The 21,434-nt window shown below is 56.8% G+C and carries 18 protein-coding genes; 6 read left to right on the top strand and 12 right to left on the bottom strand.

Features of this window, described 5'->3' with window-relative positions; translation table 11 throughout:
- Positions 1-82: 82 nt before the first annotated feature.
- The gene (locus HV340_RS05525; RefSeq protein WP_014168974.1) at positions 83-2,791 is read right to left on the bottom strand and encodes a cation-transporting P-type ATPase; all 2,709 of its coding nucleotides are present in this window, start codon (positions 2,789-2,791) and stop codon (positions 83-85) included.
- 488 nt (positions 2,792-3,279) lie between these two features.
- On the opposite strand from HV340_RS05525, the gene HV340_RS05520 reads away from it, so the two are divergent.
- A complete protein-coding gene (locus HV340_RS05520) occupies positions 3,280-3,528 on the top strand; it encodes a DUF1158 domain-containing protein (RefSeq protein ID WP_025204775.1) in 249 nt (82 codons plus the stop codon).
- A 59-nt stretch (positions 3,529-3,587) separates the two neighbouring features.
- Here HV340_RS05520 and HV340_RS05515 read toward each other — a convergent pair whose 3' ends face one another.
- Together HV340_RS05515 and HV340_RS05510 are read right to left on the bottom strand one after the other, a co-directional pair.
- The gene (locus HV340_RS05515) at positions 3,588-3,929 is read right to left on the bottom strand and encodes a RamA family antibiotic efflux transcriptional regulator (protein ID WP_020885132.1); all 342 of its coding nucleotides are present in this window, start codon (positions 3,927-3,929) and stop codon (positions 3,588-3,590) included.
- 32 nt (positions 3,930-3,961) lie between these two features.
- Entirely contained in the window at positions 3,962-5,065 is a 1,104-nt protein-coding gene (locus HV340_RS05510; protein WP_020885133.1) for an MBL fold metallo-hydrolase, read from the bottom strand.
- Between the two features lie 190 nt (positions 5,066-5,255).
- Between HV340_RS05510 and HV340_RS05505 the strand changes: the two genes are divergently transcribed.
- The 3 genes from HV340_RS05505 to nfsB all read left to right on the top strand — a co-directional run bounded on the left by HV340_RS05505 (position 5,256) and on the right by nfsB (position 6,979).
- Positions 5,256-5,846, top strand: coding sequence for a TetR/AcrR family transcriptional regulator (locus HV340_RS05505; RefSeq protein WP_020885134.1), 591 nt, complete (start codon positions 5,256-5,258; stop codon positions 5,844-5,846).
- The gene (locus HV340_RS05500; protein WP_181216358.1) at positions 5,836-6,204 is read left to right on the top strand and encodes an MmcQ/YjbR family DNA-binding protein; all 369 of its coding nucleotides are present in this window, start codon (positions 5,836-5,838) and stop codon (positions 6,202-6,204) included. The genes HV340_RS05505 and HV340_RS05500 overlap by 11 nt, the downstream gene beginning before the upstream one ends.
- Positions 6,205-6,325: 121 nt before the next feature.
- A complete protein-coding gene (nfsB, locus tag HV340_RS05495) occupies positions 6,326-6,979 on the top strand; it encodes an oxygen-insensitive NAD(P)H nitroreductase (RefSeq protein ID WP_014168968.1) in 654 nt (217 codons plus the stop codon).
- 121 nt (positions 6,980-7,100) lie between these two features.
- Here the strand turns inward: nfsB and HV340_RS05490 are convergent, their stop codons facing one another.
- Positions 7,101-8,135 (bottom strand): hypothetical protein, encoded by a 1,035-nt coding sequence (locus tag HV340_RS05490; RefSeq protein ID WP_032677584.1) that lies wholly within the window; start codon positions 8,133-8,135, stop codon positions 7,101-7,103.
- Positions 8,132-9,001, bottom strand: a complete 870-nt coding sequence (locus HV340_RS05485) for a helix-turn-helix transcriptional regulator (RefSeq protein ID WP_014168966.1) — start codon at positions 8,999-9,001, stop codon at positions 8,132-8,134. The genes HV340_RS05490 and HV340_RS05485 overlap by 4 nt, the downstream gene beginning before the upstream one ends.
- A gap of 107 nt (positions 9,002-9,108) precedes the next feature.
- On the opposite strand from HV340_RS05485, the gene HV340_RS05480 reads away from it, so the two are divergent.
- Positions 9,109-10,545 carry an MFS transporter gene (locus HV340_RS05480; RefSeq protein WP_032677583.1) on the top strand — a complete coding sequence of 479 codons (1,437 nt, stop codon included), beginning with the start codon at positions 9,109-9,111 and terminating at the stop codon, positions 10,543-10,545.
- A gap of 66 nt (positions 10,546-10,611) precedes the next feature.
- A complete protein-coding gene (locus HV340_RS05475) occupies positions 10,612-11,856 on the top strand; it encodes a mechanosensitive ion channel family protein (RefSeq protein WP_181216357.1) in 1,245 nt (414 codons plus the stop codon).
- On the opposite strand, the gene HV340_RS05470 is transcribed toward HV340_RS05475, so the two are convergent.
- The 7 genes from HV340_RS05470 to HV340_RS05440 all read right to left on the bottom strand — a co-directional run bounded on the left by HV340_RS05470 (position 11,857) and on the right by HV340_RS05440 (position 21,433).
- Positions 11,857-12,828: a LacI family DNA-binding transcriptional regulator gene (locus HV340_RS05470; protein WP_025204778.1), complete on the bottom strand. Its 972-nt coding sequence runs from the start codon at positions 12,826-12,828 to the stop codon at positions 11,857-11,859.
- A gap of 75 nt (positions 12,829-12,903) precedes the next feature.
- On the bottom strand, positions 12,904-14,046 hold the full coding sequence (locus tag HV340_RS05465) for a Gfo/Idh/MocA family oxidoreductase (RefSeq protein WP_181216356.1): 1,143 nt from the start codon (positions 14,044-14,046) through the stop codon (positions 12,904-12,906).
- A complete protein-coding gene (locus HV340_RS05460; protein ID WP_181216355.1) occupies positions 14,039-15,064 on the bottom strand; it encodes a sugar phosphate isomerase/epimerase in 1,026 nt (341 codons plus the stop codon). Before HV340_RS05460 ends, HV340_RS05465 begins: the two co-directional genes overlap by 8 nt.
- Before the next feature lie 15 nt (positions 15,065-15,079).
- On the bottom strand, positions 15,080-16,318 hold the full coding sequence (locus HV340_RS05455) for an MFS transporter (protein WP_181216354.1): 1,239 nt from the start codon (positions 16,316-16,318) through the stop codon (positions 15,080-15,082).
- Between the two features lie 184 nt (positions 16,319-16,502).
- On the bottom strand, positions 16,503-17,891 hold the full coding sequence (gene pheP / locus HV340_RS05450; RefSeq protein ID WP_059306883.1) for a phenylalanine transporter: 1,389 nt from the start codon (positions 17,889-17,891) through the stop codon (positions 16,503-16,505).
- A 102-nt stretch (positions 17,892-17,993) separates the two neighbouring features.
- Positions 17,994-20,177, bottom strand: a complete 2,184-nt coding sequence (locus tag HV340_RS05445) for a TonB-dependent siderophore receptor (RefSeq protein ID WP_181216353.1) — start codon at positions 20,175-20,177, stop codon at positions 17,994-17,996.
- A gap of 215 nt (positions 20,178-20,392) precedes the next feature.
- The gene (locus HV340_RS05440) at positions 20,393-21,433 is read right to left on the bottom strand and encodes an ABC transporter ATP-binding protein (protein ID WP_025204783.1); all 1,041 of its coding nucleotides are present in this window, start codon (positions 21,431-21,433) and stop codon (positions 20,393-20,395) included.
- Between the last annotated feature and the right edge of the window lies 1 nt (position 21,434).

Raw genomic sequence — 21,434 nt, 5'->3', positions numbered from 1 at the left:
CCTCACCCCAGCCCTCTGCCCAATTAAAGGGAGGTCAGCATCCCCTCTCCCGGCGGGAGAGGGTTAAGGTGAGGGCAAAAGGTTATGCAGCCTTACGGAACCTGCGGGTCAGTCGCTTCTCGATTTCAACAACGAAGAACATCACCGCGGCTACCGCCAGCGTGACGAACCAGTAGCGCAGAGGCAGCGCTTCCGTGCCGAAAAGCATCTGCATAAACGGCAGGTAGATGATTGCCGCCTGGAGCAGGAACAACACGCCTGTGACCAGCCAAATCCCTTTGTTCGCCAGCAGGCCACGGTTCAGGGAGAACCCTTCAGTGTTGCGGCAGTTAATCATGTATACCCACTGGGCGCAGACCAGCATCTGCAGCAGCACGGTGCGGATGAACTCCGCGCTGTGGCCGCGCGGTGCCAGCCAGGCTTCCAGCGCAAAAGCGGCGATGGCAATCATGGTCCCGACAAAGGCCACGCGCCATACGGCGTACGCATCCATCACGTGCTGTCCGGTCTGACGCGGCGGACGCTTCATGATGTTGCGCTCAGCGGCTTCAAAGGCCAGGCCAAAGGAGAGCGTGGCGGAGGTTGCCATGTTCATCCACAAAATCAGTACCGGCGTCAGCGGGATAATGTTCCCTGCCAGCAGCGCAATAACAATCAGCAACCCCTGCGCCAGGTTGGTCGGCATAATGAACAGAATGGTTTTCTTCAGGTTGTCGTAAACGCGACGCCCCTCTTTTACCGCGCTGGCGATGGTGGCGAAGTTATCGTCGGTCAGGACCATATCCGCCGCCTCTTTGGTCACTTCGGTGCCTTTAATGCCCATTGCGATGCCCACGTCCGCCTGGCGCAATGCCGGAGCGTCATTCACACCGTCGCCGGTCATGCCCACGATCTCACCCTTGTCCTGCAGGGCTTTCACCAGGCGCAGCTTATGCTCCGGGCTGGTACGGGCGAAAATGTCATATTTCACCGCGGCGTCTGCAAGCTCAGCGTCGTCCATTTTCTCCAGCTGGTAGCCCGTCACCGCCTGCTCGCTGTTGGTGATCCCGAGCATCTGGCCGATGCTCATTGCCGTCTGCGGGTGATCCCCGGTGATCATCTTCACGCGGATCCCGGCCTGCTGGCAGGCATGAATCGCATCAATCGCTTCAGGACGCGGTGGATCCATCATTGCGGCAATACCGAGGAAGATCAGCCCGTGGTTCAGATCGTCATGCGTCAGCGCCTGCTCACCGTTCGCCGGTTTGAACGCCGCGGCAACCATACGCAGCCCCTGACGTGCATAGCGCTCCATCTCGGTTTCCCAGTAAGCGCGATCGAACGCTTCAGCGCCGTTACGGGCCTGCTGCTGTTTACACAGCGCGAAAATCACGTCCGGCGCGCCGGTAATCAGGATGTGCTCCTCGTGACCAATCTGATAGTGGGTGCTCATGTACTTGTACTGCGAATCGAACGGGATCTTGTTAATCAGGGTGGTCATCACCGGCTCAAGATGCGCCTTCGCCGCCAGCACCTTCAGCGCCCCTTCGGTCGGCCCACCGGTGATGCCCCACAGACCGCGTTCGTCCTGAATCAGCTGGCTGTCATTACAGAGATCGACAGTGCGCAGGTACTGCTCCAGCACGGTGCCCGGCTGGATCTGCATCGGCTCGTCGCTGCCTTCCAGATAAATGTTCCCCGCCGGCTCGTAGCTGTTACCGTCCACGCGGTAGCAACTGTCGGCAGTAATGATGGCTTTCACCGTCATCTCGTTCATGGTCAGGGTGCCGGTTTTATCCGAGCAGACCACGGTCATCGCCCCCAGGGTTTCAACCGTTGGCAGCTTGCGGATAATCGCCCGCTTGCGTGCCATCGCCTGCACGCCAAGAGAAAGGATGATAGAAATAATGGCTGGCAGACCTTCCGGCACGGAGGCGACCGCCAGGCTAATCAGAGAGAGCAGCAGCTCGCCCATGGGGATTTCGCGGAACACCAGGCTGAAGACAAATAGAGCCGCCATCATCGCCAGAATAATGGCGAAGATCGCTTTCCCCAGCTTGTCCATCTGCACCAGCAGCGGCGTACGATGCTTTTCAATACCCGCCATCATCTGGTTAATGTGGCCAAGTTCAGTCTCTTGCCCGGTGGCAATGACCACGCCAATGCCGCCCCCTGCACTCACGGTCGTACCGGAAAAGACCAGGTTAGTGCGGTCGCCCAGCGGTAATTCACCGGTCAGCGGATTAATGTGTTTATCCACCACGGTAGATTCGCCGGTCAGAATAGCCTCTTCCACGCGTAAATTATGCGCTTCGATTAAACGCATATCCGCCGGAATACGATCCCCCGCGCGTAATACAATAATATCGCCCGGGACTATTTCAGTTGTCGGTAGCGTTTCATGATTGCCATTGCGAATGACGCGCGCTTCGCTGGAGAGCATATTGCGAATACTCTTCAGGGATTTTTCCGCATTGCTTTCCTGAATATGGCCAATTAACGCGTTGATTACCGCCACACCGAGGATAACCAGCGTATCGACCCAGTGGCCCATAACCGCGGTTAATACCGCCGCGGCAAGCAGAACGTAAATCAGTACATCATTAAAATGGGCGAGAAAACGTAGCCAGGCGGGTTTGCCTTTTTTCTCCGGCAACGCGTTAGGGCCATACTGATGCAGACGTGCCTGCGCTTCAGCACGGTCGAGGCCATTTGCCTGGCTCTGCTTGTTAGCAAGCACTTGCTCAACGGTCTGCTGATACGCCTGCCCACCAGCAGGTGGCATGTTCTGAGAGAGATTTTTTTTTGTCATCGTATTTTTCCTTCAATATACGGTGGACGGAAGCCTGAATTCCTTTCTGGCTTTAATAAATTCATTTTTAAGGCTTGCGGGTAAAATTGATCTACCGCAATATAATTACTGCCGGGATATTCAAAACTAATAAATATTATTCGAATACGATGATTTTTACAAAATATTTCTAAACCAACGCTAAACGAGGAGGAACCATGTTTGGTATTTATCGCGCACGCCGCCTGGCGTTATACATTGTCGCAGCCATTGTTATTGCCACGTTAATTGGATATAGCACTTATATGTTTGTAAAATTATTTGCATGACAAGGACATTTATTTACATAACGCGATAATAATTTAATCGCTTCTGAGAGATTATTCTCTTTCTGTTATTTATTCGCAGAAAAGTGCATTTGATTTAACAAAAAACGTCTGCCGGGTTTATATTGCTTTACGTTCCGCGATGCCGGACAATGACATTTTTAACTGACGATTAACATTAAGATGAAACACCCGTTAGAATCGCTGCTCACAGCGGGGGGCATTTTGTTGATGGCCCTGCTCTCCTGCCTGCTGTTACCTGCGCCGTCGCTTGGGCTGGTGCTGGCGAAAAAGCTGATGACGATCTTCCACATGGTCGATCTTAACCAGCTGTACACCATTTTGTTCTGCGTGTGGTTTTTACTGCTTGGCGCCCTCGAATTCTTCATCCTGCGTTTCGTCTGGCGTCGCTGGTTTTCACTGGCATCGTAAGTAAAAAAAACCGGGTGCGGCTGCGCCTTACCCGGTCGGATTTCTGCATAACGACACGTTCAGTGTGTCCGGCTGTGGTTCTCTTTGCGGTACGCGCCAGGCGGTTGGTTGAAGGTACGGGTAAAGATACGCGTAAACGTCTGCTGCGAATCAAAGCCGTAGCGCAAACAGATATCGTAGACACGCTCGTCCGATTCACGCAGGTCACGCGCTGCCAGCAGCAGCTTGCGTTCGCGAATGTAACGCCCGAGACTTTCGCCCTTATACTGCATAAACAAACGCTGCAGATGCCATTTCGAGTAACCCGCGTGGCGGGCGATCTCTTCGATACGTAATGGCTGGTGCAGGTTGTCGTCGATCCACTCGACGATGGTGTCGATGACTTGAGCGGAAATGGTCATACTGCTCTCCCCCTCTGCTTCTCGCTTAAACATTATTCCCACCACTCACGAAAGGTTTGCGTGGTATCACTCACGTGAACAGGTTCACCCAGCTCCGGCGTCAGTAGCCGATAATTTTTATCTTTGCTGGCCTGCGCCAGCTGGATCAGCGGATCGTTCCAGGTGTGTTTCGCCAGCACAAAGCGTCCGTTATGACCGGGCACGACAGCTTTCGCGTTAAGGTCAGCCGACGCCTGCGCCGTTTCCGCCGGCATCATGTGAATGTACTTCCAGTCCCGATCGTACTGGCCGTTTTCCATGATGGCTAAATCCACCTCGCCGAACTGCTCACCGATGGCCCTGAAGTGCGGACCGTAACCGGAGTCTCCGCTGTAATAAACCTTCTGCGCCGGCGTGACGAACATAAAGCTCCCCCACAGGGTTTGATCGCGTTTAATCCCGCGTCCGGAGAAGTGACGTGCCGGCAGGACGTGCACCGTTAAGTCATCACTGATGCGCACCGACTGGTTCCAGTCGCGCTCGTCGATAATCTCCGGCTTCATGCCCCAGTAGCGCAGATGAGATCCAACGCCCAGCGGAGTAACCACTCGTTTCACCTTCGGCAGTAACGCCCGGATGGTGGCGTAATCCAGATGATCGTAGTGATCGTGGGAGATGATCAGCAGGTCGATCTCCGGCATGTTCTGCGCATGCCAGGGATACTCGCCCGCAAAAGCTTTATTGAGGAACGAGAACGGCGCGGCATAGTTGCTGAGCACCGGATCGATCAGAATACGTTTACCCGCCAGCTGCATATACCACGACGAGTGACCGAGCCAGACCAGCGTGTCCTGCTCCAGCGGCAGACTGGCGAGATCGGTTTTCACCAGCGGCAGCGGCTGCGCGGGACGGGCATTTTCGGTTTTGCGGGTCAGAAATTGCCACCACGCCACCAGCATATTTTGCTCGCCGGTGAAGCCCGGTGTCGGCAACGTATTGTGGAATTTCCCGTCGCGATACTGCGGGGAGGCCTCCACTTCAGTAAGCTGCGCACCCTGCGGTGGCTGGCCAAATCCAGGATTCAGGACAAAAGGTAAACTCGCAGCTGAAGCAATAATCATGACGAACACCACGCAGATGAATAGAGGCTTTTTCATATCCTGACCCGAAAACGCGCCCCATCCGATGGTTTACGCGGGTTGAACTTGATTATGAGTGAGTAAGCACTCATTATAGATATGATGATAAAGTCGTCAAGACGTTTTCGATCTTTGACATTGCGCGTTGCAGCCTGTCAAAGCACGTGTTTCAATCAAGGTTTTTACAATTGACAGGAGGAACAATTTAGTGGCACGTCCGAAGAGTGAAGATAAAAAACAGGCCTTACTGGACGCAGCAACCGCTGCATTTGCACAGTCAGGTATTGCCGCCTCAACGGCCTTAATTGCCCGGAATGCGGGCGTCGCTGAAGGCACACTGTTCCGCTACTTTGCTACCAAAGACGATCTGCTGAATGCCCTCTATCTGCACCTGAAGCAGGATCTTTGCCAGACGATGCTGGCGGAGCTTGATCGCACGCTCACCCTCCCCAAAGAACATACCCGCAATATCTGGAACAGCTACGTCGACTGGGGCATCCGTAATCCTGTCGCTCACGCCGCCATTCGCCAGCTTGGGGTCAGCGAGAAGATCAGCGCCGAAACGGAGCAGGCCGTGCAGGAGATGTTCCCGGAACTGCATGAACTGTGCCGTCGCGCAGTGCGTCCGGTATTTATGTCCGATGAGTTTCGTACCTTTGGTGATGCCATGTTCTTATCGCTTGCCGAAACCACCATGGAATTTGCCACCCGCGATCCGTCCCGCGCCGTCGATTTTAAAGCGCTGGGCTTTGAAGCCATGTGGCGTGGACTCGCCTCCGAGGATATTGATGGACAGTAAATCGCTGCAGGAACACGCCAAACGCGTGGCGCTGGAACTGCCGTTCACCGAACACTGCTGGCCGTTCGGGCCGGAATTTGATGTGTTTAAAGTGGGTGGCAAGATTTTCATGATTGTTGCGGTTGCTCACGGGCGACCGCATGTCAGCCTGAAATCCGATCCGGAAAAATCCCTGTTAAACCAGCAGATCTACCGCGGCGTTGAGCCGGGGTATCATCTCAATAAAAAGCACTGGATTTCACTCTACGGCACTGACGATGTTACGCAGGAACTGGTGGCCGATCTCATCAACGACTCCTGGAATCTGGTCGTCGATAAGCTGCCGAAAAAAGACCAGAAATGGATCAGGCCGCGCTGATTGTTCGTCTGAGACGAACAGATTAAGCGCTCAAAATGCACTTATCTTTTCCCGCTTCGCACGGTAATCTGCACTCCTTTTCGCGCCCGCACGCGGGCGAATTTTATCACCAGGAGTTGTTATGGATATCCTTTCCGTTGCCCTGAAACGCCACTCCACCAAGGCGTTTGACCCAAGCAAGAAACTGACCGCTGAAGAAGCGGAGAAGATCAAAACCCTGCTGCAGTACAGCCCGTCCAGCACGAACTCCCAGCCGTGGCATTTTATTATTGCCAGCACTGAGGAAGGTAAAGCGCGCGTGGCCAAATCTGCGGCAGGCACTTACGTGTTCAACGAACGCAAAATGATGGACGCCTCTCATGTGGTGGTGTTCTGCGCGAAAACCGCCATGGACGATGCGTGGCTTGAGCGCGTCGTCGATCAGGAAGAGGCAGACGGTCGCTTCAACACCCCAGAAGCAAAAGCGGCGAATCACAAAGGTCGCTGCTATTTTGCCGACATGCACCGCGTGGATCTGAAAGATGACGACCAGTGGATGGCGAAACAGGTTTACCTCAACGTCGGTAACTTCCTGTTAGGCGTGGCCGCGCTGGGCCTGGATGCCGTACCCATTGAAGGTTTTGACGCCGCCATTCTCGACGCAGAGTTTGGCCTGAAAGAAAAAGGCTTCACCAGCCTGGTGGTGGTCCCGGTTGGACACCACAGCGTGGAAGATTTCAACGCCACGCTGCCAAAATCTCGCCTGCCGCTGAGCACGATTGTGACCGAGTGCTAAGACAAACGGGCCGCAACTGCGGCCCGTTTTCAATCACGCGTCATCTGCCTGGTTTCGCCATTGAACCAGCATCTCACGCAGACGGCGTTTTCTGCGTCTTCCCGATAAACACGCGCAAAACTTACTTCTCCGCACGCCCGGCATGCCAGATCCGCTCCGCATACCGCCCTATCACCGCCAGCGACGCCGCCAGAATCAGGAAGAACACCACCTTGTTCATCCCATCCCAGAAGTATTCGAAGTAGCGGGTATAGAGGTTAATGGCGAGGAACGTCAGGCCAAACCCGCGCAGCATGCCGTCGTCAGTTTTCAGACTGACGTAAATACAAAGAACCGCCGCCACCGCAAACAGCAGCGCCCACGGCAGCAACGAGGCCTGGGTCACGCTGTACCAGTTATCGATATCGTAATTACCAAATATCGACATGATCCACAGGGCGACAAAGAGATACGTCAGCCCCATCGCTTTACTGGTGGTGTAGAGATGACGGGACTGCAGCACAGCACGCAGGATCCAGCACAGGGCCAGCAGCGCGCCGCCGAAAAAGATAAAGCGCACCGGATAGTTCATCCCCAGCCAGTAAGCGCCCCAGCCGGACATATAGCCCGTCTCCGCGCCAAACCAGTTGCCAAGCGAGAGCAAGAAGAACAGCCAGACCAGCCCGGAGCGGCCGAAAAAGCCTACCAGGCCATAGACGGCACAGCCGGCCAGGAACAGGGGCGCGATGTGGCCGCTGCCATTATCCAGCCGTTCACCCAGCTGCCAGAGCGCGATGGCGGTAAACAAGACTCCGAGGAACAAAATCGCTTCGGTACTGTAATGCCACTGCGTCTCCCGCCGCTGGCGGCTGAAGCCCCACAAATAAAACAGCACGGCCAGCAGTGCCGGCAGCCCGATGCGGGCAAGGGAGGAAAAAGCGAAGAATTCGATAATGCGCGCCATCAGTTCGCTGTCCGAAAACAGGCTGCCGATGGCGATAATGACGCAGGCAAGTGCCGTCCAGAAGGCATAGCGGCTCAGCCGCTGCCAGTCCATGGTCACGCGTTGAAGCGTACCGGCCAGCCGCTGGTGGTCGTCAGCGGTTAATGTGCCTTCCTGTTGCCACTCGTTGAGTGCGCGGCGTAGCAGCCGCTCCTGTTTGCCGGTAACCTTCATTTTGCCTGCTCCGTCAGCCATTCCATTGCTCTCTCCCCGGCTTCATCTACTGGCAGATACACCAGCAACCGGGAACCGTTTCGTGGAGCAGAGTACCAGTACATCTGCTGCAGGGTAAATTCCCCAAGCTCAGGATGGGTAAACAACTTGAGCTGGTTTTCCACACCGCGCACGTCATTGCGCTGATGCCACAGATTTTTAAACTCCTCAGACACCGCAAAAAAGCGCGCCAGTTTGGCTTCCCACAGCGGGTCACCCCGGTGCTCGGCCATCGCCGCCCGGAAATAGGAGACAAAGACGGGCAGCACATCGTCACGTCTGCCGAGACGGGCGCGCCATGCCGGGTGGGTAAGGAACAGATAAATACAGTTGCGGTCTTCCGGGGGGATCGCATTGAAATCGACACCCATCAGATGACCAAAGCTGTCGTTCCAGGCCACGATGTCGAAATTGGGTTTCTGAATGCTGGCCGGTTTCGGCATTAACGTATCAAGCAGGCGGCGCGTGCCTTCGCTGATCCCTTCACAGCAGGTGGCCTGCGGTGCTTCACCCGGCGGTAGCCCGGCCAGCACAAAAAGATGGCGCGCTTCGGTCGGGGTACATTGCAGCGCTTTTGCCACGGCGGCCATCACCGCGCTGGACGGATTGACGTCCCTGCCCTGCTCAAGCCAGGTGTACCAGGTCACCCCGACGTCCGCCAGCAGGGCCACCTCTTCACGGCGCAGCCCGGGCGTGCGGCGTCGACCGCTGCGCGGCAGGCCGAGCCGCTGCGGATCGAGGCTTTCGCGTCGGGCGCGTAAAAACGCACCAAGTTGTTTTCGGGTGTCATCCTTGAGCGAGACGACGGGTTCAGACATCAGCGCCATAAATCCCCCTGCATGGTAGTGCCAGTACCAGTATAAGCAAGAACTGGTACCCGTTTATCAGATCGTTGATGCTACGACCATCTGTTGAATGACGCAATGGAGTTACCATGAATACGTCAGTCGTTTCACCGGGCCGCGCAGGCCTGATATTGCTGTTAACCGGCCAGATGCTGCCGCTGATTGATACCTCAATCACCAACGTGGCGCTGGATGCTATCACCCATTCGCTGCACGCTACGGCCACCGAGCTGGAATTAATTGTTGCCCTCTACGGTGTGGCCTTTGCCGTCTGCCTTGCCCTCGGCAGCAAGCTGGGGGATAACCTTGGCCGCCGTCGTCTTTTCATGTGGGGCGTGGCGAGCTTTGGCCTGGCCTCGCTGCTGTGCGGAATGGCAGGCAACATTGAACAACTGCTGGGCGCCCGTATTCTTCAGGGGGCTGGCGCGGCGCTGATCATGCCGCAAATTCTCGCCACCCTGCACGTAACGCTGAAAGGCACGGCCCACGCGAAGGCCATCAGCCTCTTTGGCGGCATCGGCGGCATCGCGTTTATCGTCGGCCAGATGGGCGGAGGCTGGCTGGTATCGGCGGACATTGCCGGCCTCGGCTGGCGTAACGCCTTCTTTATCAACGTGCCAATTTGTCTGGTGGTGCTGGCCATGAGCCGCCGCTACGTGCCGGAAACCCGCCGTGACACGCCATCAAGCATTGACTGGACGGGCACCGTCCTGCTGGCGATCATCCTCTGCTGCCTGCTGTTCCCGATGGCGCTTGGCCCGCAGTGGCACTGGTCCTGGCCGCTCAAGGTCGCGCTTATCGCCATTATTCCGCTTGCCGGGTTAATGGCCCTCAACGCCCGCAAAAAAGAACGGGACGATGCGCATCCGCTGATCCCGCCGCGCCTGCTGCAGTTGCGCAGTATCCGCTTTGGCGTGCTGATTGCGTTGCTCTTTTTTAGCGTCTGGTCCGGCTTTATGTTCTGCATGGCGTTAACCATGCAAACCGGTCTGGGGATGGCGCCGTGGCAGTCTGGCAACAGTTTTATCGCCCTGGGTGTCACCTACTTTATTTCAGCGTGGTTTGCCCCGCGTCTGATTGCCCGCTACAGCACCAGTACCATTCTGCTCACCGGTCTGGCGATCCAGATAGCGGGCCTGCTGGCGCTGATTGTCACCTTCCGCCTCTGGGGAATGCACAATACCGCGCTGACGCTGGCACCCGCGACCGGGCTGGTCGGTTATGGTCAGGCGCTGATCGTGAACAGTTTTTATCGTATTGGCATGCGCGATATTCAGCCTGATGACGCCGGGGCGGCGAGCGCCATTTTGAGCACGCTGCAGCAGGCGGCACTTGGACTCGGTCCGGCCATCTTTGGCGCGATTTTGCTGCACGGTCTGCAAAATCATCACGGAGATTACACTCAGGCGATCACCCTCTTCCTCGCGGTGGAAACTGGCCTGATGGTGATCCTCGCGCTGGCGACGCTGCGGGTTCGCCATCACCTGTGCCTGCCGGTGGTGACGACCTGCCACGCCGTCAAATAACCCTGACGAATTTGCATAATAGATCCGCAGCCGCCATTATGGGGCTGCATCAATACAGGAGACGTTATGCAGGAATTAATTGCTCAGGTTGAAGAGTTAGGCATTGAAATTAATCACACCACCTCTTTAGTGATTATCTTTGGTATTATTTTTCTTACCGCACTCATCGTTCATTTTATTCTGCACAAAGTGGTCCTGCGGGCCTTTGAGAAACGCGCGCAGGCCAGCAGCCATTTATGGTTGCAAATCATTACCCAGAACAAGTTATTTCACCGTGTCGCCTTTACCCTGCAGGGGATTATTGTCAACGTTCAGGCGGTACTGTGGCTGCAAAAAGGCAGCGAAGCCGCGGAAATGCTCACCACCTGCGCAAAGTTGTGGGTGATGGTGTATGCCCTGCTCTCGTTCTTCTCGCTGCTGGACGTCATTTTCAATCTTTCGCAAAAGATGGCGACAGCCTCGCAGCTCCCGCTGAAGGGCATCTTCCAGGGGATAAAACTGGTGAGCGCTATTCTGGTGGGGATTTTAATTATCTCGCTGCTGATTGGTCAGTCGCCAGCCATTCTGATTAGCGGCCTGGGCGCCATGGCTGCAGTGTTAATGCTGGTGTTTAAAGACCCGATCCTCGGGCTTGTCGCCGGGATCCAGCTCTCCGCCAATGACATGCTTAAACTCGGTGACTGGCTGGAGATGCCAAAATACGGAGCCAACGGCACGGTCACAGACATCGGCCTGACCACCGTGAAGGTGCGCAACTTCGACAACACCATCACCACCATTCCGACCTGGGCGCTGGTCTCTGATGCCTTTATCAACTGGAGCGGCATGTCGGCCTCCGGCGGGCGACGCATCAAGCGTAGCCTGAATATAGACACCACCAGCATCCACTTCCTCGACGAGCAGGAGCAACAGCAGCTGATTCAGGCGAAGCTGCTTAAGCCGTACATGGCGGCGCGTCACGAAGAAATTTCGCTCTGGAATCAGGAAAACGGTGAAGGCGAATCGGTGCTGAACCTGCGCAAAATGACCAATATTGGAACCTTCCGCGCCTATTTAAATGAATATCTGCGTAATCACCCGCGGATCCGTAAAGATATGACGCTGATGGTTCGCCAGTTAGCGCCAGAAGCTAACGGGCTGCCAGTTGAAATATACGCGTTCACTAACACAGTCGTCTGGGCGGAATATGAGGCGATTCAGGCCGATATTTTCGACCATATATTCGCCGTGGTGGATGAATTTGGTCTGCATATTCATCAGTCTCCGACCGGAAACGATATTCGCTCGCTGGCTGGCGTAATAGCGAAATAATCAGGCGCTGGCGCGGGAGATAAAGCGCCAGTCCATCATCACTCTTTCCGTGGGCGCATCCGGGTTATCGATTTTATTCAACAACAAATCGACCGCCTTGCGCCCAATATCCCGCGACGGCTGTTCGATGGTGGTGAGCGAAATCATCTCCGCCAGTTCCGTACCGTCAAACCCGACTACCGCAATGTCTTCCGGCACGCGTAATCCCGCCTGCTGGATCGCATGCAATGCGCCTGCCGCCAGGGTATCGGAAACGGCAAAGACCGCGTCAGGCGGGTTTTCCTTCAGCAGGTTTTGCATCGCCGCCATTCCGGCGCCGAAGCTGAGATCGCTGGCGTATTCCACCGCCTGGTAAGCCAGATCTTTCAGGTGGATAACGCTCTTATAGCCACGCTCGCGCAGGCGGGCATATTTATAACTCAGGTCGTGGTTAATCATCGCGATCCGCCCGCGCCCGCCGTCGGCAAGCTGGCTGACGGCATGCTGCGAGGCGTCCACATCGTTAATCCCGACGCAAGAGACCGCACCGGCATCGGCGTATTCGGCGCACTGCACCCACGGCGCGGCACCAATCAGGGCGGCCAGTTCAGGAAGCTTTGAGAAGGCATCCATGGTGATAATGCCGTCGACAATTTTACCGGACAGCAAACTCAGCCCCGAACGCGAGCGTTCAATGTCAGAGCCGGAATTGCACAGCAGAATGCGGTAGCCGTTCTTTTCGGCTTCCTCTTCAATGCCTTTCACCACTTCGGCGCAGAACGGGTTAGCGATGTTCGACACCATCACCAGAATCATATAGCTGCGGGCAGTCCGCAGCTGGCGCGCCAGCAGATTGGGCTGGTAATTACTCTCTTTGATCGCCTGCAGGACGCGTTCGCGGTTTTTCGCTTTCACGGTATCGCTGTTGTTAAGCACGCGAGAGACCGTTGCCACGGACACCCCGGCAAGCTGAGCGATTTTCTGAATGGACATAGCGACGGCATTTCCTGCGGTTAACGTTTTATGCAGGCTACCATAAATTCGTTGCCCGGCGAACCGGGCAACGCGTCAATACGCAACGCGCACCCAGCGCTGTTGCTGATGGCTTTTCACTATCGCATCAATGATATACATGACGTTCGCGCCGTCATGGAACGTCGCAAACAGCGGCTGTGCCGGCATCTCCCCCTGCATCACGGCGCGGTAAAACTGCGCCATCATATTTTTAAAGGCATCAGGCCAGCCTTCGATATGTCCGCCGGGAAAATGGGCGCTTTCGGCCACGTCACGGTTCATCAGGTTTGGATCGTCGGAGAGGGTCTGGTTTGCCTGCGCGCGATGGCCGATCCAGAGTTGCTGCGGCACCTCCTGATCCCACGCCACGGACCGTTCGCTGCCGTTAACTTCAAACGTCAGCCGATTTTTTCGCCCGGCGCTGACCTGCGAGACGTTAAAACTGCCTTTGCTGCCATCGTCGAAGCGCACCAGCACCGAGCCAAAATCTTCGGTGGTGACCGGTTTGTCTTCATCGTTCGCGCTGCGATCATCCGTGAAGGTCCGGTTTCCCGCCGCACTGGCCTTGCGCGTTGGCCAGACGATGGCGAGGTCGGCCATCACGTCGGTGATCCGCCGCCCGGTCACAAACTGCACCGTGTCACACCAGTGGGAGCCAATATCCGCCACCGCGCGCGACGCACCGCCCAGCGTGGCATCCACCCGCCAGTTGTAGTCGGTTTCCAGCAGCATCCAGTCCTGCAGATAGCTGCCATGCGTGGCAAACAGCCGACCGAGACTGCCCTCGCGCCTCATGCTGGCCGCCTGGCGCACCATCGCAAACTGGCGATAGACAAAGCTGACGCCGTGTACCACGCCCGCCTGCTCAGCCAGTGCCACCAGCTCGCGGGCCTCCTCCGGGGTCATACACAGCGGCTTTTCGGAAAAAACATGCTTACCCGCCCGCAAAATCTGGCGGTTAATCTCTGCATGCAGATGGTTTGGCGTGCAGTTATGCACCACGTGCAGATCCGGATGGGCGAGCAGCGCCTCAACGTTCCCGTAAGCATGGGGCACATTCAGCTGGCGCGCCTTTTCCTGCGCTTGTGAAAGCGAGCTGTCGCACAGGGCGACCACCTGCACACTGCCGAGACGCCGTAGCGCCTCAATGTGCGCCGGGCCGATAAAGCCACTGCCGACAATCCCGACGTTAATCATGGCTGCCTCCCGCGGCGAAATCGTCAAACGCGCGCCCGGATACCGGAATGATATAACGACGGATAAATTCGCTGCCTTCGCGGGCACCGGTATCGCCATCCTTAAGACAGCACTCCCACTCCAGCACTGCCCAGCCCTCGTAGTCGTACTGGGTCAGTTTGCTGAAAATACCGGTGAAGTCGATCTGCCCGTCGCCCGGCGACCGGAAGCGACCCGCGCGATGAAGCCACGGCTGGTAGCCACCGTATACGCCGCTGCGCCCGTTAGGACGAAACTCTGCATCTTTGACGTGAAACGCTTTAATGCGCGCATGGTAGAGATCGATAAACGTCAGGTAGTCCATCTGCTGAAGCAGCATATGGCTGGGATCGTAGAGAATATTGCAGCGCGGGTGGTTGTCTACCAGCGCCAGAAAACGCTCAAATGTCACGCCGTCATGCAGGTCTTCCCCCGGATGCAGCTCATAACAGACATCGACGCCGTGCTCATCAAAGGTGTCCAGAATGGGCCGCCAGCGGGTTGCCAGCGTCTGGAAAGCGTCCTGAAAACGCTGCGCGTTGTGCGGCGGCCACGGGTAGAAAAATGGCCACGCCAGCGATCCAGAAAAAGTGGCGTGCGCTGTCAGGCCTAATTTTTCGGAGGCCGCCGCCGCCTGATTCATTTTGCTGGTCGCCCACGCCCGACGGGCCGCGTCGTTACCCCGCACGTCTGCCGGCGCGAAATGGTCAAACGCGTCGCCGTAGACCGGGTTCACCGCAATAAGCTGCCCTTCCAGATGGGTCGACAGCTCGCTGATCGCCAGCCCGTGCTCCGCCAGCGTGCCGGTAATGTCATCACAGTAGGCCTGGCTCTCAGCCGCTTTCTCCACGTCAAAAATGTGCGGATGATTGCAGGGGATCTGCACGGCTTTGTAGCCCTTACCTGCTGCCCAGCCTGCCAGCCCATCCAGCGAGTTAAACGGCGCTTCTCCACTGATAAACTGCGACAGGAAAATACCGGGTCCCTTAATCGTTCTCATACCACCTCCTGAACGTTACGCCTTGTCATCGTCATATTTGAACGTGAGAAGGAAAATCAGCGCAATCACCGCTGCCGCCACCGCCGGGATCCACCAGAAGGTGACCCACGCCTGCGGCACGGCCTGTCCCGCCACCAGACGGTTATACAGCGCGCCAGAAATCTGCGAACCAAGCAGCATGCCGATGCCATAGGTGAACATCACGATCATGCTCTGCGCCTGGCCTTTCACCTTTTCGCCCGCCACGCGGTCGGTATAGATAAAGCCCACCACAAAGAAGAAGTCATAGCACACACCGTGCAGCAGGATGCCGAGATAGAGCAGGAAACGTCCCTCCTCACTCACCCCCATGGCAAACATCGCGTAACGGACAAACCACGCCAGCATGCCGACCAGCAGCATAACTTTCACGCCCAGACGGCGGAAAAGCAGCGGGATCACCAGCATGAAGACAATCTCTGACATCTGGCCGAACGACATCGCGGTGCTGACATCAGCAATCCCGGCATCCGCCAGGTATGAGGCGGTGTAAGCGTAGTAGGTGCCAAGCGGCACGGAAATCAGCATTGCGCAGACGGAAAAGACCAGGAAGTGGCGGGTTTTCAGCAGGGCAAACGCATCAGCGCAGAACAGATCGCGAACCTGTACCTGCAACCCTTTTGCCGGGGCGGGCGTGTGCGGCAGCGTCAGACTGTAGATCGCCAGCAGCACGGAGCTCGCCGCCGCAACCTGGAAGATCGTGACGCTGGAGGCCACGCCGGTAACGCCGATAAAGATCCCCGCGACAATCCAGCCGATCGTGCCGAACACGCGCACCACCGGGAAGGTTTTATCGACGTTTGCCAGGCTGTGAAACGCGATGTTGTTCGTTAACGCCAGCGTCGGCATATAACAAAGCGTGTAGCCAAACAGCAGGCCGATCAGCAGCGCACCATTTTCAGCGATCAGCGCCCCCGGAACGAACCACAGGATAGCCGCGCCCGCCAGGTGCATTACCGCCATCACCTTCTGCGAGGCGAAGAAGCGATCCACCAGCATCCCGAGCACGAACGGCGACAAAATAGAGGCGATGGGCCCGGCGGAGAACGCATCACCAATCAGCAACGACATGTTGTGCTGGGTCATCACCAGACCCAGCGTGACCGACCAGCTACCCCAGATAAAAAACTGCAGAAACATCATCAGCGACAGACGCGGAACCAGCAGCCGGTGCTGCGCTATCACCTTTCCACTACTTTCAGTTGTTGACACCATAATGAGCCTCACCCTAGAAAAGTAATCGATTACAAATACCCTCAAATGAAAAGTAATCGATTACAAAATAAAGATCCTGTGGATCAGGAGAGATTTGGGAGAGGGGTCACGATAAAGAGGTTAATCGCGTTGGGATGAGAAACCAGACGGCTCGCCCTCTCCCACCGGGAGAGGGCGGCATGCATTATTGCTTGCGGGAAAGTTTAAACGCCACAAACAGGAAGATGACCCACACCGGGAGCAGCATCGCGGAAAGCCGCATGTCGTCCATGCTGCACATCAGCACAAGGATCAACCCGAGGAAAGCGATGCAGAGATAGTTTCCTGCCGGATAAAGCAGCGCTTTAAACTGCGTCTCACGTCCCTTGCGACGCATCGCGGCACGAAAACGCAGGTGCGCCAGGCAGATCATGATCCAGTTCAGCAGCAGGGTGGCAACCACCAGCGCCATCAGCAGGCCAAACGCCTCTTTTGGCAGCAGGTAGTTGATCACCACCACCAAAGAGGTGATCGCACCGGACAACAGCAGAGAATTCACCGGCACGCCGCGACGGCTGACGCGGGTTAAGAACTTCGGCGCATTCCCCTGCACGGAGAGGCCAAACAGCATCCGGCTATTAGAGTAGACGCCGCTGTTATAGACCGAAAGTGACGCCACCAGAATAACGAAGTTCAACGCTGAGGCCACCACATTGCTGTTGAGATCGTGGAAAATCATCACAAACGGACTGCTGTTTGATTTCACCTCAACCCAGGGATAGAGCGCGAGCAATACCACCAGCGAACCGATGTAGAACAGCAGAATACGGTACACCACCTGGTTGACCGCTTTCGGAATGCTTTTATGCGGGTCGCGCGCTTCAGCGGCGGTGATACCAATCAGCTCCAGCCCGCCGAAAGAGAACATGATCACCGCCAGCGAAAGGATAAGCCCCTTCCAGCCGGTCGCCAGGAACCCCCCGTGCTGCCACAGGTTGTCGATCGTGGCACGCTCACCGCCATGACCCGAGAACAGCAACCACAGGCCAAAACCGATCATGCCGATAATCGCCAGCACCTTGATGAGCGCAAACCAGAACTCGGTTTCACCGTACAAACGGACGTTCACAAGGTTGATGGCATTGATGATAATGAAGAAGGCCGCCGCCCAAATCCAGGTGGGCACATCCGGGAGCCAGTACTGCATGTAGATGCCAGCGGCGGTCAGCTCTGCCATCCCCACCAGCACAAACATCACCCAGTAGTTCCAGCCGGAGAGGAACCCCGCAAACGGGCCCCAGTATTTATACGCAAAGTGCGCGAACGAGCCTGACACAGGCTCTTCGACGACCATCTCGCCGAGCTGGCGCATGATCAGGAAGGCGATAATCCCGGCGAGGGCATAACCCAGCAATACCGCCGGCCCCGCCATCTGAATGGCCGGGCCGATGCCGAGAAACAGCCCGGTACCGATAGCCCCACCGAGGGCAATTAACTGTATATGTCGATTTTGCAAACCACGTTGCAGCGTCGGATTCTGTTCCGACGAAGCTTCAGCGCTACCGGTGCCTGAAGCGGATGACGCGTCTTTCACGCCCTACCCCTGTCTCTTTTTTAGAAGGGGCACGTTTTAACACTTCAGGCTGGTGGTAGCAAGGGAATGGGGCATCCCTGCCCCGGATAACGAGCGGCGTTCTCAGAATGCGTAGCCCACCGAGACTTTAAAGGTACGCGGTTCGCCCTGGGTGATGTAGGTACCTGAATCATCCACGCTGGACCAGTAGTTTTCATTGGTCACGTTGTCGATACCCGCACGCACCGTCATCTGATTTTGATTGTGGTTAACGGCGAAGCGATAACGCATACCCACATCCAGCGTGGTGTAGCTGTCCAGCTTTTTGGTGTTCGCCAGGTCCGCATATTGCGTGCCGGAGTGGTTCACGCGCGCGGTAGCGGTCAGGCCATCAATCGGTTTGATGTCATACTCTGCGCCCAGAACGGCATAGAAATTCGGAACGCCAATCGCATCGTTACCCTGGTTGAGGCCGTTGTTGGTTTTGGTCAGCTCCGCCTGCAGCCAGGTAGCGCTGGCGTTCAGACGGACGCCCAGCAGGGGCTCACCGAACACATTCAGCTCCACGCCGCGGTTACGCTGCTCGGCATCAAGACCATAATGACCGTTGCTGTTGAGGATCGCCGACGGCATTTTGATCTCAAATAGCGCCAGGGAGCCGCCCACGCGACCAAAATCCGCCTTCACGCCCACTTCGTTCTGCTTAGAGTGAACGATGCCGGTGCTCTGCCCGTAGTTGGTGGCGGTGTTGGGGGCTGATTGACCCGGCTGCAGCGCTTCGGTGTGGTTGGCATACAGGGAGATCGCCTCCCACGGCTTGTAAACCACGCCGTAGGTAGGCATCCAGCGGCTGCCGTCGAAACCGTCTGCTTTATTTTCCTGCCCGGTAATTTTGTTGTATCCGCGAATGACCACCTTCTGATGACGCGCCCCGGCGGTAAACAGCAGTTTGTCGTCCAGCACGCCCAGCGTATCACTCAACAGCCAGCCCTGCGTCCGGGTTCGCCCGCTGGTGAGCGGATCGCTGTAATTTCCGCCTAAGCCGTTGAAACTGGAGCTGTCCGGCATATCCACACCGGTATTGTGATAGATATTGGTGGTTGGGTTATCCGCCGCCGACGACATTTTCCAGCCGATTTTTTCGTTTTTGGTCATCGCGGAGTAACCGACGTTGACTTTATGCGTTACGAAGCCAGTAGCAAAGTTACCGCGAATACCCGCCATCCCGCTGACGGAATCGCTGATGCGGTTGGTATCAAGACGGCTGACCGTCGCCTTACCACTTTTATCCAGCAGCTTCGGCGCGCTGTAAATCCCTTCTTCGTGAGCGTGCTGTGCGCCGAGGCCGGTATAGGCCGTCCAGTTATCGGTAATGTCGTACTCGCTGCGCCACATCCCGAATTCATTTTCGATGTTGCTGTAGGCCCATTTCTGCGAGAAATTGCGATCGTTTTTCGGCGGTTCAGGCACGAAATCCACGGCGGAGATATTGACGCTGGTCGGGCTGCCATGGAAGGTTTTCTTCTGATACCCCACATCCAGAGAGGTGCGGAAATTGTCGCCTTTGTAGTCGAGGCCGGTGGAGAGCAGCGTAGTGCGGCGGCGATCGTTGGGCACCCCGCTTTCCCCTTCGCGATGAACGAGGTTCACGCGCGCGCCAAACTGGTCGTTGTCCCCATAGCGACGGCCCGCATCCAGCGTAGTGCCAAACTGGGAATCGGAGGTGTAATCGACGCCCACTTTTGCCTGCGGCGTTTCATCCGCGTGTTTTGGCTCAAGGTTAATCATTCCCCCCACGCCTGAACTTGCCGCGCCGTTCATCAGGGCGTTTGCCCCTTTAAAAATCTCAATGCGGTCGACCATCTGCGCATCCACCACCTGACGCGGCAGAACGCCGGACAGGCCGCCGAAGGTCATGTCATCCCCGTCAAACTTCAGGCCACGGATACGGAAGGTTTCGGCGCTGTTGCCGTAACCCTGAACGTACTGCACCCCCGCGTCGTTAGCGACCACATCAGCAATGGTTTTCGCCTGCTGATCTTCTACCAGCTTCGAGGTGTAGCTGATGATATTAAACGGCACGTCCATGGCGTTTTGCTGCCCCAGCATCCCCATGCGTCCACCGTTCGCCACCTGCCCGTCAAGGAACGCCGGCACAAGCTGGTCGCCGCCGGGTTTAAAATCGCTGGCAGGCGCAGACTGGACAATCAGGGTGTCTTCTTTCTTTTCATCCGCCGCCAGGGCGGAGTGCGTGACCGCGCCAATGGCGAGAGCCAGCAGCGTTTTATGCCTTTTCGTGTTGTTCATAATTAACTCATTAAACGTGCGCGCAAAAAGGGCCCGTTGTCGGGCCTTAGAATGTAATCAAGTGCAATGCAAATGAGAACTATACGCATTACATGATTGTTGGCAAGCGTAAACGCACGTCACTGCGTGAGAAAATCGGTTAACAGGCGCGGGAAAGCAGGAGGACGTATGGACGGGATAGCGTGGCATAACCGCCCCGTTTCCGGGACGGTCTTTCAGGCGCGGCGGGAGAACGATAAAACGCGGGCGGTTCCCGCAACATCAATACGCACAGCCGTACCCGGATTCCAGCCAGGCTGGCTTACAGTCTTCAGAACAACAGGCTCCTGATGCCCGGCAAACGCCAGGGTGAGCGTGGACAAATGACCGGTAAAATCGACATCAATTATCGACACCGGGCTTTCATGCGGCGCGCACGCCGTCACGCGCAGTTGTTCAGGGCGCATCATGACGCGGCCCTGCCCGGTGGCATGCGTATTGTTGGTGGGTATCTCACCCAGCGCGCACACCGCATGGCCGGCGGTAAGCTGAGCGGGCAGGATCACCGCGTCGCCCAGAAACAGCGCGGTCTCTTCATCAACGGGCTGAGTGTAGACGTCATACGGGGTACCCACCTGGGTAAAGCGCCCGGAACGCATTACTGCCACCTGGGTGGCAAAAGATAATGCTTCGTTTTGATCGTGCGTCACCAGAATCGAGGCAACGCCCGCTTCCGCCAGCAGGTCAGCGGTCGCTTTGCGGGTCATGGCGCGAAGACCGGTATCGAGCGCCGAGAACGGCTCATCCAGCAGCATCAATGAAGGACGCTGAGCCAGCGCGCGGGCGAGCGCCACACGCTGCTGCTGTCCGCCAGAAATCTCATGCGGCCAGTGGGTCGCGAGCTGCCTGTCCAGCGACACCATCTCCATCAGCGCCTCTACGCGCTGGCGCTTTTCGTGGCGCGTGCCGTCCAGCCCCCAGGCAATGTTGTCTGCAACGCTGAGATGCGGGAATAACGCCCCCTCCTGGGGAACAAAGCCGATGCCGCGCAGATGGGCGGGAACGAAGCTGTTTTCGTCAAACAGCGTTCGGCCCTGCATCACTATCCGCCCGGCGTCCGGCGTTTCAAAGCCGGCAAGAATGCGCAGCAGCGTCGTTTTCCCTGACCCGGACGGCCCGACTATCGCCGTCCGGCTCCCCGGCGCAACGCTCAGGTTTAAGCTGTCGAGCACCTGCACACCGGAAAAGGATTTAGAAATGGACGTCAATTCAAGCATG

The sequence above is a fragment of the Enterobacter sp. RHBSTW-00975 genome, assembly GCF_013615235.1.
Lineage (GTDB): Bacteria > Pseudomonadota > Gammaproteobacteria > Enterobacterales > Enterobacteriaceae > Enterobacter > Enterobacter ludwigii.
This window is presented reverse-complemented; position numbering and strand designations above follow the sequence as displayed.

Bases quoted from the DNA above. Each gene is read 5' to 3' on its own strand.
- HV340_RS05480 (WP_032677583.1), top strand. From the start codon at position 9,109: ATGAATACGTCAGTCGTTTCACCGGGCCGCGCAGGCCTGATATTGCTG.
- nfsB (WP_014168968.1), top strand. From the start codon at position 6,326: ATGGATATCCTTTCCGTTGCCCTGAAACGCCACTCCACCAAGGCGTTT.
- HV340_RS05445 (WP_181216353.1), bottom strand. From the start codon at position 20,177: ATGAACAACACGAAAAGGCATAAAACGCTGCTGGCTCTCGCCATTGGC.
- HV340_RS05465 (WP_181216356.1), bottom strand. From the start codon at position 14,046: ATGATTAACGTCGGGATTGTCGGCAGTGGCTTTATCGGCCCGGCGCAC.
- HV340_RS05520 (WP_025204775.1), top strand. From the start codon at position 3,280: ATGAAACACCCGTTAGAATCGCTGCTCACAGCGGGGGGCATTTTGTTG.
- HV340_RS05500 (WP_181216358.1), top strand. From the start codon at position 5,836: ATGGACAGTAAATCGCTGCAGGAACACGCCAAACGCGTGGCGCTGGAA.
- HV340_RS05440 (WP_025204783.1), bottom strand. From the start codon at position 21,433: ATGCTTGAATTGACGTCCATTTCTAAATCCTTTTCCGGTGTGCAGGTG.
- HV340_RS05510 (WP_020885133.1), bottom strand. From the start codon at position 5,065: ATGAAAAAGCCTCTATTCATCTGCGTGGTGTTCGTCATGATTATTGCT.
- HV340_RS05485 (WP_014168966.1), bottom strand. From the start codon at position 9,001: ATGGCGCTGATGTCTGAACCCGTCGTCTCGCTCAAGGATGACACCCGA.
- HV340_RS05470 (WP_025204778.1), bottom strand. From the start codon at position 12,828: ATGTCCATTCAGAAAATCGCTCAGCTTGCCGGGGTGTCCGTGGCAACG.
- HV340_RS05455 (WP_181216354.1), bottom strand. From the start codon at position 16,318: ATGGTGTCAACAACTGAAAGTAGTGGAAAGGTGATAGCGCAGCACCGG.
- HV340_RS05475 (WP_181216357.1), top strand. From the start codon at position 10,612: ATGCAGGAATTAATTGCTCAGGTTGAAGAGTTAGGCATTGAAATTAAT.
- HV340_RS05515 (WP_020885132.1), bottom strand. From the start codon at position 3,929: ATGACCATTTCCGCTCAAGTCATCGACACCATCGTCGAGTGGATCGAC.
- HV340_RS05525 (WP_014168974.1), bottom strand. From the start codon at position 2,791: ATGACAAAAAAAAATCTCTCTCAGAACATGCCACCTGCTGGTGGGCAG.
- HV340_RS05460 (WP_181216355.1), bottom strand. From the start codon at position 15,064: ATGAGAACGATTAAGGGACCCGGTATTTTCCTGTCGCAGTTTATCAGT.
- HV340_RS05490 (WP_032677584.1), bottom strand. From the start codon at position 8,135: ATGAAGGTTACCGGCAAACAGGAGCGGCTGCTACGCCGCGCACTCAAC.